General features: G+C 61.9%; 14 protein-coding genes. 7 read left to right on the top strand and 7 right to left on the bottom strand.

Features of this window, described 5'->3' with window-relative positions; translation table 11 throughout:
• Position 1: 1 nt before the first annotated feature.
• From NE851_RS04850 to NE851_RS04835, 4 genes are all read right to left on the bottom strand, one after another.
• Complete coding sequence (locus NE851_RS04850; protein WP_254955488.1) at positions 2–1021, bottom strand: ABC transporter permease; 1020 nt, start codon at positions 1019–1021, stop codon at positions 2–4.
• The gene (locus tag NE851_RS04845) at positions 1011–2561 is read right to left on the bottom strand and encodes a sugar ABC transporter ATP-binding protein (protein WP_254955487.1); all 1551 of its coding nucleotides are present in this window, start codon (positions 2559–2561) and stop codon (positions 1011–1013) included. The genes NE851_RS04850 and NE851_RS04845 overlap by 11 nt, the downstream gene beginning before the upstream one ends.
• Positions 2562–2622: 61 nt before the next feature.
• Positions 2623–3633, bottom strand: a complete 1011-nt coding sequence (locus tag NE851_RS04840; RefSeq protein ID WP_254955486.1) for a sugar ABC transporter substrate-binding protein — start codon at positions 3631–3633, stop codon at positions 2623–2625.
• A gap of 208 nt (positions 3634–3841) precedes the next feature.
• Positions 3842–4018 (bottom strand): hypothetical protein, encoded by a 177-nt coding sequence (locus tag NE851_RS04835; protein ID WP_155295713.1) that lies wholly within the window; start codon positions 4016–4018, stop codon positions 3842–3844.
• Between the two features lie 44 nt (positions 4019–4062).
• Between NE851_RS04835 and NE851_RS04830 the strand changes: the two genes are divergently transcribed.
• From NE851_RS04830 to NE851_RS04800, 7 genes are all read left to right on the top strand, one after another.
• Entirely contained in the window at positions 4063–4926 is an 864-nt protein-coding gene (locus NE851_RS04830) for an AraC family transcriptional regulator (protein WP_063476184.1), read from the top strand.
• Positions 4927–5033: 107 nt separating this feature from the next.
• Positions 5034–5471 carry a VOC family protein gene (locus NE851_RS04825; protein WP_254955485.1) on the top strand — a complete coding sequence of 146 codons (438 nt, stop codon included), beginning with the start codon at positions 5034–5036 and terminating at the stop codon, positions 5469–5471.
• Positions 5472–5527: 56 nt separating this feature from the next.
• The gene (locus NE851_RS04820) at positions 5528–6574 is read left to right on the top strand and encodes an ABC transporter substrate-binding protein (protein WP_254955484.1); all 1047 of its coding nucleotides are present in this window, start codon (positions 5528–5530) and stop codon (positions 6572–6574) included.
• Positions 6575–6582: 8 nt separating this feature from the next.
• Positions 6583–7371 (top strand): ABC transporter ATP-binding protein, encoded by a 789-nt coding sequence (locus tag NE851_RS04815; protein ID WP_063476181.1) that lies wholly within the window; start codon positions 6583–6585, stop codon positions 7369–7371.
• A complete protein-coding gene (locus NE851_RS04810; protein WP_047613228.1) occupies positions 7368–8138 on the top strand; it encodes an ABC transporter permease in 771 nt (256 codons plus the stop codon). The genes NE851_RS04815 and NE851_RS04810 overlap by 4 nt, the downstream gene beginning before the upstream one ends.
• 159 nt (positions 8139–8297) lie before the next feature.
• Positions 8298–8729, top strand: coding sequence for an antitoxin Xre-like helix-turn-helix domain-containing protein (locus NE851_RS04805; RefSeq protein ID WP_047613499.1), 432 nt, complete (start codon positions 8298–8300; stop codon positions 8727–8729).
• On the top strand, positions 8726–9208 hold the full coding sequence (locus NE851_RS04800) for an RES family NAD+ phosphorylase (protein WP_254955483.1): 483 nt from the start codon (positions 8726–8728) through the stop codon (positions 9206–9208). The genes NE851_RS04805 and NE851_RS04800 overlap by 4 nt, the downstream gene beginning before the upstream one ends.
• 65 nt (positions 9209–9273) lie before the next feature.
• On the opposite strand, the gene pdxA is transcribed toward NE851_RS04800, so the two are convergent.
• From pdxA to NE851_RS04785, 3 genes are all read right to left on the bottom strand, one after another.
• Positions 9274–10260, bottom strand: coding sequence for a 4-hydroxythreonine-4-phosphate dehydrogenase PdxA (gene pdxA, locus NE851_RS04795; protein WP_254955482.1), 987 nt, complete (start codon positions 10258–10260; stop codon positions 9274–9276).
• A gap of 30 nt (positions 10261–10290) precedes the next feature.
• A complete protein-coding gene (locus NE851_RS04790; RefSeq protein WP_254955481.1) occupies positions 10291–11424 on the bottom strand; it encodes an iron-containing alcohol dehydrogenase in 1134 nt (377 codons plus the stop codon).
• A 344-nt stretch (positions 11425–11768) separates the two neighbouring features.
• Positions 11769–12953 (bottom strand): sialidase family protein, encoded by a 1185-nt coding sequence (locus tag NE851_RS04785; RefSeq protein WP_254955480.1) that lies wholly within the window; start codon positions 12951–12953, stop codon positions 11769–11771.
• Positions 12954–12958 lie beyond the last annotated feature (5 nt).

The following is a 12958-nucleotide window of genomic DNA, read 5'->3' as shown; positions in this document are numbered from 1 at the left end:
ATCAGACCTCCTGCCGGCGCAGCAGCGTCGTTGCGGAAACGACGATGAGAATGAGCACGCCCTGGACGCCGCTGACCAGGGTGCTCGAAATATTCAGCAGCTGGAAACCGTTGACCAGGAAGCCGACCAAAAGGGCCGAAAGCAGCGTCCCGGTGACTGTCGGAACCAGCCGGCGCGAAAAGACCGAGCCGAGCAGGGCGGTGACGACGACGGGCAGCAGCATCTCGCCGGCGCCGGTCGTGCTGCCGCTCAGATAGGAAACGGACAGGATGCCGGCGATGCCGCCGGAAACGCCGCTGGCGACGAAGGCACCTGATAGTAGCCGGCGAAGCGGCAGACCGGCGGCACGCGCCGCATCCGGAAACTCACCGACAGCGTAGAGACGCAGGCCGAGCGGGGTATATTGCACGGCCGCCGTCGCGATCGCCGTAAAGCCGAGGAGCACATAGGCGAGAACCGGTATGCCGAAAGGATCCGAGGCCGAAAGCGCCGAGAGGAAAGGTGTCGAGGCCGGCAGGACGGTATTGCCGGTCAGCACCAATTCCAGGCCGGCGACGACGTTCATGACGGCAAGCGTGGCGAGCAGCGGCACGATGCCGGCATAGACGACGGCAATGGCATTGACCGTGCCGATCAGCGCCCCGGTGAGGATCGCCGCCGCGATCGCCGTCGCGTCGCCGTAGCCGAGCTGCGTCAGGCTCGCATAGACGGCGGCGCTGAGGCCCATATTGGCAGCAAGCGACAGGTCGATGCCGCCGGTGACGACATTGGAGCCGCCGGCGATCAGCACGATCGTCAATCCGATGGCAAGCACGCCTGAGATGGCCGATTGGCCAAGCACGTTGCCGATATTGCCGATGCTGAGGAAATAGGGGGCGGTCAGAGAGAAGACGATCAGGATGGCGGCGAAGGCGATCAACGATCCGAAGCGTAGCGCGGCCGCTGCAATATTGCCGGCCGGCCGGGGAGTCGGTTCCGCAGCAGAAAAACCGGAAGGCGCGAATTCCACTTCAGCCGACATGACGCTGTCCCTCGGATGATCCCGTCGATTGCGCCAGCACGGCATCCGCCGTGGTCTCCGACGATATAAATTCCCGCACCACGCGGCCGCGGAAAAGCACAAGGATGCGATCGGTGATGCCAACGAGTTCGGGCAGATCCGAAGACAGCACGACGACGCCGGCGCCGCGCGCCGCGAGTTCGCCGATCAACGTATAGATCTCGACCTTGGAACCGATATCGACGCCAACCGTCGGCTCGTCGAGGAGATAGACCTCGGAGCGGCGGCTCAGAAACTTGGCAATGGCGATCTTCTGCTGGTTGCCGCCTGACAGCGTGCGCAGCAGGGCATCGCGTCCATTGGTTTTCACCTGCAGCCGACTAATCAGGGCATCGACTTCATCCCGTTCGCGCCTGCGATCGACAAAGCCGAAGCGCGTGAAGCGGCCAAGGCTCGAAAGGCTGATATTTTCCGCGACGCTGAGGTCGAGCGCGACGCCGTGGCGACGCCGATCTTCCGGCACCAGCGCGATTTCGCGGCCGGCCGCCTGGGTGGGATTGGTGAAACGGGCAGCCTCGCCGCTGATCTCGATACGGCCGGACGCCGCTGTCTCCAGACCGAAGAGCGTGCGGACCAGCTCCTTGGCGCCGGAGCCGAGCAGGCCGGTGAGGCCGAGCACCTCGCCGCGGCGAAGCGTGAAACTGACGTCGCTATATTTCGCCGGCGCCGACAGTTGCTCGACCTTGAGGATTTCCTCGCCCGGCGTCACCTGCGGCTTCGGAAACATCTCCTGGATGTCTCGCTCGACCATCAGCCGCGCAATCGCACCAGCCGAGGTGTCGCCGATCGGCAGGGAGGCGACATCAAGCCCATTGCGCAGCACGGTGACGTGGTCGCAGAGTTCTTCGATTTCGTTCAGGTAATGCGAGATATAGATGATGGTGACGCCCTCGTCGCGCAGACGACGGATCAGCCGGAAGAGGATATCGGCCTCGCGGCGCACCAAGGCGGCGGTCGGCTCGTCGAAGACGAGCACTTTCGGCTGATTGAGGAGGGCGCGGGTGATCTGCACGATCTGCTTTTCGGCGGTCGACAATTCGCCGATCAGCGCGCTGTTCGGCAAGCGGATACCGAAATAGTCGTTGAGAATGTCGGATGCGCGCCGCTGCATCAGTCGCCGGTCGAGGAAGGGCGTACCTGATATGCGCGGCTCCCGGCCGAGGAACAAGGCTTCGCCGACAGTGAAAGTCGGCACCAGCAGCCGGTCCTGGTGAATGAAGTGGATGCCGAGCTCTTCGGCAAGATGCGGCGTCAGCCTGTCGAAAGTTTGCCCTTCGATCTCGATCCGGCCGCCATCCGGCTGGTGAAGACCGGCCAGCAGCTTGATCAATGTCGACTTGCCGGCGCCGTTCTGGCCGACGAGACCGTGGATGGTACCGCGCCTGACGATCAGCGACGCGCCGGCAAGCGCCTGTGCCCCGCCGAAGTGCTTGACGATGCCTTCGAAGCGGAGGATGTCGTTGCGTGCCGTCACCGGCTGCTTCAACGAAATGGCCGTCATGTCGATCTCTCCGGGCAAATTCCGAGCGATCCGGTCATGGCCGGCTCGCTCGTGTTCAGTGTCAGCCAATGCCGAGCTTCTTGGTGACTTCGCCGACATTGGTCTTGTTGGCGAGCAGCGCCGGAACATAAGTCTCGCGCGGCAGGGTCTGGCCGGCGAGCAGCTTGGCGACGTTGCGGATGGCGGTGCGGCCGATTTCCGCCGGCTGCTGGGCGACATCGGCGCCGGCCGGCGAATTCGGATCGGCGATGAGCTGCAAGACTTCCGGGCTGCCGTCGACGCCGTAGGTGCGGATCTCGGTCCGCCCTGCGGCCGTCAGAGCCTGGGTCGCGCCCAGCTGCGGAATGTCCCAGGCCGACCAGATCGCCTTGATCGAACCCTTTTCCGGATATTTGTTGAGGATGGCCGTGATCTGCGTGAAGGCGTCCTGCACGGTGTTCGGGATGACGTCGCGCAGTTCCGGCTGCAGGATTTTCACCTTCGGGAAATATTTGACGACATTGACCAACTGGTCGTAGCGGATCGCACAGGGGGTCACGCCGTAGAAGCCGTTGAAGACAACGATATTGCCTTCGCCACCGATATCGGAGACGAGCTGCAGCGCCAGGTCCTTGCCGATGCCCCAATTGTCGGAGGTGGTGTTGTTGATGGAATTGGTCGAGCCGACGTCGACGGTCAGGACCGGGATCCCGGCATCGCGCGCCTTCTTCAGCCAGGGATCGATGACGCTGAGCGTACCGAGGATCTGCACGATCGCATCCGGCTTTTGGGCGATCAGCGTCTGCAATTGCGAAACCAGCTTGCCGTCATTGCGCCCGGCATCGACGGCGATCGGCTCGCCGCCGAGGCGCTTTACCTCTTCGATCTGGGCATTATAGGCCTGCAGGTCGAAGAAGTGATCGGTGCCGGTGGCGCTGATGGCGATGCGCTTGCCTTTCAGCGACGGCTCTTCGGCTGCAAAAACCGGCTTCTGCCCGATGAGTGAAGCACCGGCGACGACAACCCCGGCCGCGGCGGACAGTTTCAACAGGTCTCGTCTTCCGAGACCGCTTCCGGATTTTTCGATGCTCATTGCCATTCTCTCCATTTAATTATGTCTATAGATTAAATGGATTAATATGAATGGGGAGGAAGGAATTTCCAAAAGAACGATCTCCGGGGAAAAGAGTGGAGGGAACGAAAGCTGATCCCTGGCTGCGGTTTCCCATGACCGGGAATGATTTCGGATGTCTCGGCGGTTTTGAGAGCGATCAGATGAGTCGACAGTCCACAGCCACCGATCAGGAAGAAACACGCACTGCATAATTCTTGCGCATGCGACCAGATTTGCCGAGGGTGAACGCCTGCCAGGCCGTGGTGCCGTGTGGCGCGACAGCAGTCATAAAATCACGATTTACATGGGCGCGGTCGGGTTTTATCCCACGACGTTGATATCCAGCGCGAAGCTTGGCTTCCATTTGGCGCGCAACTTGCCTCTCTCCCTGTCAGGGAGAATGAAACAATGCCCGATATCGATCCGCAGATTTTCTCAATAAGCCGGCCATCCCTCGGAGGCTACAAGGCCTTCGTTCAACGCGACATGATCGTCGAGACCTATCGCAGTGCCGCGGGGCAAATGGTTTCAAGGGGCTCGCTTCATAGAATTTCGATCAACCGTACGGCGCACGGCAAATATGCCTATCGGTTTGGAAGCGGGGCATTCTGCAAAGTTGAGAGGCCGCCCTTCACTCTGGGATTTCAACCGGCTGCCACGGTCCTTGAGGTCGAGGGCGATGCGGCGGACTATATCTCGATCTTCCAGTCACCGGCGCTCTACAGCGGCATCGGGGGTTCTCGCTTCGATCCCGAGCATTGGGATAGTGATGCGCTGAGCGCGACGACGGATCCGACAACGCTGCAGGTTGCGCTTTCTCTTGCATTTGCCGCCGAGAAGACCGGGCGCGACGACCCGCTTTTGATGCAGCATCTGGGAATGGCGCTCGCCTGTTGTGTTGTAAAACTGCTGGGCGCCAAACCTGAAGCCGGCGATCGTCCGCTGACATCGGAGAATCTCCGGCGCGTGATCGATTACATCGAGGACCTGCTTGGCAAATCCGATTTGAGTGTTGAGGAGCTGGCCGGTGTGGCCCATATGAGCCCCTTTCACTTCAGTCGGGAATTCAAACGGGCGGCGGGCATGGCGCCGCATCGCTTCGTCCTCGAACGCAGGATCGAGCGGGCGCGACTTTACCTTGCCGATGGCAAGGAGACGCTTGCAAACATCGCTTATACCACAGGCTTTTCCAGCCAGGCGCATTTCTCCAACGTCTTTCGCCGTCTGATGGGGGCGACACCGAAGGAATACCAGCGTTCGGTCCGTCTTTGAGCCGGCGCCCGCCGATGGCAAATCAGCAATTTTGCGAAAGATAACCGCACGAATTTGAAATCTCTTGAGGCTGCTGTCTGCGAGGCTTTTCCCATCAGGAGGCCCGTATGACCGCTTTTGCCCAAACCAATCCGATTACCGACATCTGTTTTTTGGTCGAGGATATCGAAAGAGCGTCTGCCTTCTATATCGAGCGGCTTGGCTTCAAGCCGCGCCGCCGCGCTCCCGGCTTTGCCGATTTCAAAGGCGCGGGCGTGACGCTGGCGCTCTGGGAGATCGCGCATATCGCCGAGAATACCGGTGTCTCAAGCCGCCGGGCTCCCCCGGGCGTGCACAAGGCCTGCGCGGCCATCGAGCTCGCATCGCCACAGCAGGTCGATGCTGCCTATGTGGAGCTGAAGGCCGCGGGCGTGCTCTTCCACGCGCCGCCGCAGAATTACGTCTGGAATGCGCGATGCTGCTATTTCGCCGATCCCGACGACAATCTCTGGGAGATCTATGCGTGGTCTGAAGGCGGCCCGATCGGCGACATCGACCCGCAGTAACGAGCATAAGCGGCCCAGCCAGCCGTCCGACAAACCAACAAGGGGAAGGCAAGCAAATGAACGGGGATGACAAACAAATCGTGGTCGGCAGGCGTACCGTCCTGAAGGGCGGAGCCTTTGCTCTCGCCGCGGCGACGGCGGGGATCAGCGTATTCGTACCGCGTCATTCGAACGCCGCCGCATCCAAAGTCGTCATCAAATATGATTGGCTGATGAGCAACGGACAGATCGGCGATATCGTTGCCGTCAAGCAAGGCCTGTTTGAGGCCGAGGGTCTCGACGTCGAGTTTTCCCCTGGCGGTCCCAATTCGGCAACGGTGCCGCCTGTGATCACCGGTGATGCGCAGCTCGGTCAATTCTCGGATTCGGCGCAGCTTCTTCTTGCCCGGTCATCCGGCGTGCCGATCAAGATCTTCGCCTGCGGTTTCCGCATGGCGCCTTTCGCCTTCTATTCGCTGCCCAAGGCGCCGATCCGCACCGTCGAGGATATGGTTGGCAAGCGCATCGGCATCCAGCCGACGGCCCGTTATGTGCTCGATGCCATCCTGCTGAAGAACAATATGGATCCCTCGAGCCTGACCATCACCAATATCGGCTTCGACATGACGCCGCTGATGACCGGTCAGGTCGATGCGGTCACCGGATGGATCACCAACACGCAGGCCCTTTCCGTCATCGGCCCCGACCGCATCGATCTGATGATGAAGGACACGGGCCTGCCATCCTATGCCAATGTCTATTTCGCCACCGACGATGCCGTGAGCGGCCATGCCGAGACACTGGCAAAGGTGCTGCGTGCCGTCGCCAAGGGCTGGGCCTGGACGCATGAACATCCCGAAGAGGCGGTGAAGTTGACAGTCGAGGCCTATCCGCAGCTCGATCTTGCCGTAGAGCTGAAGACGGTGCCGCGTATATTGTCGCTGAGCTTCGACTCTGCGACCGGCAAGGATGGCTGGGGCAGCTTCGATCCGGCCGCGCTTGCCGAGCAGATTTCCGTCTATGACAAGATCGGTCAGTTCAAGAGCGGCGCTCCGAAGCTGGAGGATTGCTATACGACGGAGATACTGGACATGACGGCGGGCGACCGCCCGAAGATTGCGTGAGAGCGGATTTGCCTGAAGCAGCGGCCATCGAAACCAAGGATCTGGCTATCGGCTATGCCGGCGCTGTCGAGACGACCCGCATTCTGTCCGGCGTCGACCTCAGCGTCGGCAGGGGTGAGTTTCTGACCATTCTCGGCCCTTCCGGTTGTGGCAAGTCGACCTTCCTGCGTGCGGTGGCGGATCTTCTTCCGCCGCTTGACGGGCGGCTGTCGGTGCTCGGCAGGACAGCTTCGGAGGCGCGCCGGCGGCGCGAGGTCGCCTTCGTCTTTCAGGACGCAACGCTGTTACCCTGGCGGACCGTGAGGGAGAATGTCGCGCTGCCGCTCCAGGTGGGGAAGAAGAGCGTCTCGCGCTTGGTCGATCCGCGGCCCAACCATTGGATCGAGCTGGTCGGCCTGTCGCATCTGGCCGACCGCTATCCGCATCAATTGTCCGGCGGACAGCGCCAGCGCGTCGCCATAGCGCGTGCGCTTCAATGCGAGCCGGATATCCTGCTCATGGACGAGCCCTTCGGTGCGCTCGACGAGATCACCCGCGAACGACTGAACGACGAGCTTCTGGACGTCTGGCGCCGGACCGGCACGACCATCCTGTTCGTCACTCACAGCGTCATCGAGGCGATCTATCTCGGCGGACGCGTGCTGGTCCTGGCCGCCAATCCGGGCCGCGTCCAGGCGCTGATCGACCTTGCGCCGCTGAAAGACGAGCGCGGCCTCTGTCGGCGTGAGAGCCTCGATGTCCAGGAGACCGCCGCCCGTCTGCGCCAATTGCTGCAGGAGGGGAGTTCGGCTGCATGACGCACCGTCCGTTATCCATCATCGAGGCGATCGGCCTTCCTGTTATCGGTGCCCTCTCATTGCTTCTCGCCTGGCAATGGCTGGTGCCGGCTCTCGGTATTCCCAGTTATATCGTTCCCACGCCGCTGGCGATCCTGCGCACGCTTGGCATCGAATGGCGCTTCCTGCTGTCGAATGCCGTTCCGACATGGGGGGAGGCGGGTCTCGGCTTCCTCCTGGGCAACGGTCTCGCCGTGATCATGGCGATTGCCTTTGTCTATAATCCGCGGTTCCAGGCCGCCTATTTTCCCGTCGTCCTGCTCTTCAACACCATCCCGGTGCTGGCGCTCGCGCCGATCATCATCCTCATCTTCGGCCTCGGCATGCTTCCGAAGATCATCATCGCCGCTCTCATCTGCTTCTTCCCAACCCTGGTGAATACCGCCCGGGGCCTCAATCTGGCGACTGCGAGCGAGCTTGACCTGATGCATGTGCTTTCGGCGAGCGGATGGGAAACGTTCTGGCGCCTGCGCGCACCACGGTCCGCCCCCTTGCTCTTTGCGTCATTGCGCATTTCGGCAACCACCTGTGTGATCGGCGCGATCGTCGGGGAGTGGATCGGCTCGAACCAGGGGCTGGGTGCTGTCATCATCCAGTCGACATTCAACTATCAGGCGGAAAGGCTCTTTGCCGCCGTCGTGCTCGCTTCTCTCTCCGGCATCGTCTTTTTCGCCGTCGTTGCCCAGATCGAGCGGATTTTCCGTCGGCTGCATCAGGGGCAAAGCTGAAGCCCCGGTACGAACGAACCACCAGTCCGAACTCATGTCCAGATGCCGATCACGCAGACGCAGATATTTGGCAGCTATCGAAGATAAGCCGGATCGGCGCTATTGAACATTGTATCACTTGAGACTAAATATAACCTCAAGTGAAAAGGATCCATGATCATGATGGGATTTGCGCTCATCGCCGATGTTCTCGGATTGCCTGCCAGGGAACCGGCATCGCGTTCGGCCTTCGGCCTGCTCTCCAGCATCGAAGAAGGCTTGCCGGTCAAGGCGCTCGATCGCATGGCGCTGCTTCTGGCGCCCGATGATGTCCAGTTCAAATACCGCCTCGTTCCGAAGGCCACCTATGAGCGGCGCAAGTCCAAGCATCGGCTCTCTTCCGACGAGGGCATAAAGCTCGCCCGTCTTGCCCGTGTCTGGGGCCTGGCACTCGATGTCTGGCAGAGCGAGGCTGAGGCGCGCGACTTCCTGTTTCGCCCGCATGCAATGTTGGAGGACAGGCGGCCGATCGACGTGGTCATCCAGAGCGAGATCGGCGGCGAGCTGGTACTCGATATCCTCGGAAGCCTGAAATACGGCAGCGCTGCGTGAGCGCACAGCATCTCGACCGGACGTTGACATCCGTCCGCATCGGCGATCCCGCCGGAACCTATCCGATCTTCGACGCCACCGGCTCGACCATCGCGCCGGGACGGTGGAACACATCGGGCAGCCCGATCATCTACACCAGCGAGCATTATTCGACGGCGCTGCTCGAAAAGCTCGTCCACGGCAGCGGGCGGCTGCCGCCCAACCAGCACTATGTGACGATCACAATACCGCGTGGGTTAAGCTACGAGGTCTTCTCCGAGCCCGCGCTGCCCGGCTGGGACAGCATGCCGGCTGTTGTCAGCAAGGCTTTCGGCGAAAAATGGTGCAAGGAAAAACGCAGCGCCATCCTGCTGGTGCCAAGTGTCGTCGCCCGCGTCGACCGCAACATATTGATCAACCCGGTCCACCCGGAATTCCCCTCGATCACCGCGAGCCTCCACCAGCCCGTCTTCTGGGATCGCCGTTTGTTCGGCATGTGATGGGTTGGGGGCGCAATCAACGTTTCGGTGACGACCGGCGCCGCATTTCTCCCGGATTGCCGCAATCACGCCTCCCGCCGCGGCGAGCGGGCCATCAGTCTGGCATAGGCGATGGCCGACAGCATGTTGACGTGGTTGGCCTTGCCGGTGCCGGCAATGTCGAAGGCGGTGCCGTGGTCGACGGAGACGCGGTCGATCGGCAGGCCGAGGGAGACGTTGACCGCAGTCTCGAAGGCGACGAGCTTGATCGGGATATGGCCCTGGTCGTGATACTGGGCGATGACCAGATCGAAAGCCCCGTTATAGGCGCGGGCAAACACCGTATCGGCCGAGATCGGCCCGACGACGTCGATGCCTTTTGCCTGCGCCTGCTCGACGGCGGGCGCCAGGAATTCCATGTCCTCGGTGCCGAACAGACCATTTTCGCCGCAATGCGGGTTGAGGCCGGCAACGGCGATCCGCGCCTTGCGGCCGAGCCGCAGGAAGTGCCTGTGTCCGGCTTCGATGGTGGCGAGCACCCGATCGGTCTTGGCGCGCTCGATCGCCCCCTTCAGCGAGATATGGGTGGAGACGTGGATGGTGTTCAGCCGTTCGGAGGCAAGCAGCATGAAGGAACTTTTCGAGCCGGTGAGATGCGCGAGAAGCCCGGTGTGGCCGTCATGGTGATGGCCGGCAAGGTTCATCGCTTCCTTGTTGATCGGCGCGGTGACGATGACATCGGCTTGGCCCGACATGGCGAGCTCGACGGCGCGGGTGATATAACGCACCGAGGCATCGCCGGCGACGGGGCTGACCTTGCCGATTTCGGGGAGGGCCGCGCCGAGCGGGACTTCGTCGACGGCGATCCTGTCGTTGCCGGCGGCATCTGCAGGGCCGAATTTCAGCCCGGCGCCGGTGGCGCGGTCGGCGCGCTCCAACGCTTCGACATTGCCGACGATGACGAAATCGCGGCGCTCTTCGATCGGAAGAGCTGCCAAGGCCTTGACGATCACCTCGGGGCCGACGCCGGCCGGATCGCCCAGCGTCACGGCGACTTTCGCATTCCTGTCCATCGAGCGGGTCCCTTCTGCAAACTTTGCCGCCTAAAAAGCGGCGGCGTAAATCGAGCGAATGTCGGCGCGCGAGAGGTCGCGCGGATTGTTATCGAGCAGGCGGCGAATGGCAAAGGCGTCGTCGGCCATGGCGTCGAGATCGCTCTCCGGCACGCCAAGGCCGGAGAGCTTCATCTCGATGCCGAGCTCGGCGCAGAAAGCGTAAGCCGCATCGAAGACGGATGCTATATTCTCCGAGGTCTCGTAACCGAGCGCTTCCATCACCGCCTTCGTTTTTTCCGGGGCAGCCGGCGTGTTGAAGGCGAGCACATGCGGGAAGATCAGCGCATTGGCCGCGCCATGGGCCACGTGCCAGCGGGTGCCGAGGGGATAGGCGAGCGCATGGCCGCCGGCGGTGTTGACCGGGCCCAGGCAGAAGCCGCCGTAAAGCGAGGCGAGCGACAGGCCGGCGCGCGCCTCGGCGTCGTTGCCGTCCTTGACGGCGCGGGCGAGATATTTGCCGACGAGGCGCGCTCCCTCGATCGCATAGATATCGACCATCGGATGGGCTTTGCGGTTGGTGAAGGCCTCGACGCAATGGGCCATCGCGTCGACGCCGGTGGCGGCCGTCGTGCGGGCGGGTACGCTGAAGGTCAAGGCCGGATCGATGACGGCGATATCGGCCAGCATGTGCAGGCTTTCCACCGCAAGCTTTGCCATCGTCGCGGGATCGGTGACCAGCGCGCGGATGCCGGCCTCGCTGCCGGTGCCCGATGTCGTTGGCACCTGGGCGAGGGCCACCTTGCGCGGCCCATGCACCTTGTTCGGCCCGACGACCTCGTGCAGCGTCTGCGTGGAACCGGCAAGCACGGCCGCTAGTTTTGCCAGATCCATGGCGCTGCCGCCGCCGAAGCCGACGACCAGCTCGGCATCGGCGCCATTCGCTGCCGCCAGGACTTTTTCGAGATTGGCCGTGTCCGGTTCAGGCATCACATCGGAGAAGACTGCCACCTCGCCCTTCAGCTCCAGCACGTCGATGCGCGAGGCGTTGAAGGCATCGGAGATGACAAGTGTGCGCCGATAACCCTTATCGGCGGCCCATTTGCCGAGCTTTCCCGCCGTGCCGACGCCGAATTCGATCAGATGCGGCCGAACGATCGTGATTGGCGAACCCAAGCTGGCCATGAACCAGTCCTCCCTGCAATATCGTCGCTCTCTTTAATGTAAAGTTGTAAGATCAATGTCAAGCCGGCATTCCAAAGGGTGGAGATTTTTATCGGCAGATATGGGCTTGCTGCGCCTTGAGACGGGGGCTCCGTGTCAGTATCAATAAATATATCAGTGGGTTATTGAGTCTATATCGATGGCGACTGCAGTTCGGCGCAAAGGGCCGGCCGCCACGCCGACGGCGGCGAATAATCCGATCCTGTTGTCAACTACCATCCCGCTGCCGGTCGACGGCCGTTGTATCCTGCATTTTTTCGCATGCGATTGGATGCAGGTTTACAATTTTCCGGCTGCCGCTTTGCTCACGGCAGGGATTGCGGGACGAGGCTGACATATTTGATGGCGCGCCGGTAGTAGGTGTAGGCGATATGGAGCGTGCCGTTGCGACCCTGGAGGACCGAGGGATAGGAGAATTCGCGGTTCAGCGAATCCTTCGAATTGTTGCTAAGGCAGAAGCCGTCGCCGGTATCGAGATCGATGTGGTGTGGAAAGCTCTTGCCGCCATCCCGCGATATCGCCAGGCTCAGCGGCGCCCGCGGAACACCCCAAATGGCTTTGCGGCCGCCATCGGCTGCAACGACGGTCTCGCCGGCAGCGCCATCCTCGATTTCATCATAGAGCGACTGGCGCCGCGCATCCGACATGCCGGCATTCGAATGGTTGTAAACCATTGCGATTGCGCCATCATTCAGGATCGTGGCCTGGATCGAGGAATTGTTGTTCGGCAGGTCGGTGGCTTCGGGCGCACTCCAGGTCTCGCCACCATCGGAAGATCGGCTCGACAGGATGTTTATGGCGAAACGGTTGCGATAAAAGGCGATCATCTCGTCGCCGCCGAGCGGCAGGATGTTCATATGTACAGCGCCGACACTGTCCGGAATGTCCCGCATCTGCCAACTCGCGCCGCCATCGCGCGACATCAGCACGGCAGCCGTGTCGGCATCGCCGCTCCAGCGCTGGCCGTTCAGGCCGACGCAGCGGAATACCGGAAGCAGCCAGTCGCCCCTGCCGTTGACGACGATCTGCTGGCGAACGAAGGTGCCGGGGCTGTCGCAGAGGATTCGGACAGCGCCGAAGCTCCGGCCGCCATCACTTGAAATCCGGCATTTGACAATCGAACCGTCCTGATTGCCCGAGGTCTGCGAGGTATAGAGCAGCCAGATCTTTCCGTCCGGAGCATTGAAAATCAACGGATTTTGCTCGGATTTCTGCGGATCGTCGCTCATCTTTTCCGGTGCGGACCAGCACTCGGAGTCGGGCGCCAGCCGCGACATGTAAATCGAGATGTCACCCATGCCCTCCATGGTGCCGCCGAACCAGACGCAGGTCAGCGTGCCGTCGGGCAGAAAGGCAAGATTGGCCGCATGGTTCTGGATGCAAGGGGAGGGCAGGTAGGCCTCGGCGCGGCCCTCGATCGTGGGGTGAGGGGCGATGGTCCCGGTCATCAGGGCAGGAACGGCTTCCGGAGGCAGGCCGGTAAAACGCATGACGG

This window comes from Rhizobium anhuiense bv. trifolii (assembly GCF_024346605.1).
GTDB lineage: Bacteria > Pseudomonadota > Alphaproteobacteria > Rhizobiales > Rhizobiaceae > Rhizobium > Rhizobium anhuiense.
This window is presented reverse-complemented; position numbering and strand designations above follow the sequence as displayed.

Coding starts and splice junctions, on each gene's coding strand:
- NE851_RS04850 (WP_254955488.1), bottom strand. CDS start 1,021: ATGTCGGCTGAAGTGGAATTCGCGCCTTCCGGTTTTTCTGCTGCGGAA.
- NE851_RS04845 (WP_254955487.1), bottom strand. CDS start 2,561: ATGACGGCCATTTCGTTGAAGCAGCCGGTGACGGCACGCAACGACATC.
- NE851_RS04840 (WP_254955486.1), bottom strand. CDS start 3,633: ATGAGCATCGAAAAATCCGGAAGCGGTCTCGGAAGACGAGACCTGTTG.
- NE851_RS04835 (WP_155295713.1), bottom strand. CDS start 4,018: ATGGAAGCCAAGCTTCGCGCTGGATATCAACGTCGTGGGATAAAACCC.
- NE851_RS04830 (WP_063476184.1), top strand. CDS start 4,063: ATGCCCGATATCGATCCGCAGATTTTCTCAATAAGCCGGCCATCCCTC.
- NE851_RS04825 (WP_254955485.1), top strand. CDS start 5,034: ATGACCGCTTTTGCCCAAACCAATCCGATTACCGACATCTGTTTTTTG.
- NE851_RS04820 (WP_254955484.1), top strand. CDS start 5,528: ATGAACGGGGATGACAAACAAATCGTGGTCGGCAGGCGTACCGTCCTG.
- NE851_RS04810 (WP_047613228.1), top strand. CDS start 7,368: ATGACGCACCGTCCGTTATCCATCATCGAGGCGATCGGCCTTCCTGTT.
- NE851_RS04805 (WP_047613499.1), top strand. CDS start 8,298: ATGATGGGATTTGCGCTCATCGCCGATGTTCTCGGATTGCCTGCCAGG.
- pdxA (WP_254955482.1), bottom strand. CDS start 10,260: ATGGACAGGAATGCGAAAGTCGCCGTGACGCTGGGCGATCCGGCCGGC.
- NE851_RS04790 (WP_254955481.1), bottom strand. CDS start 11,424: ATGGCCAGCTTGGGTTCGCCAATCACGATCGTTCGGCCGCATCTGATC.
- NE851_RS04785 (WP_254955480.1), bottom strand. CDS start 12,953: ATGCGTTTTACCGGCCTGCCTCCGGAAGCCGTTCCTGCCCTGATGACC.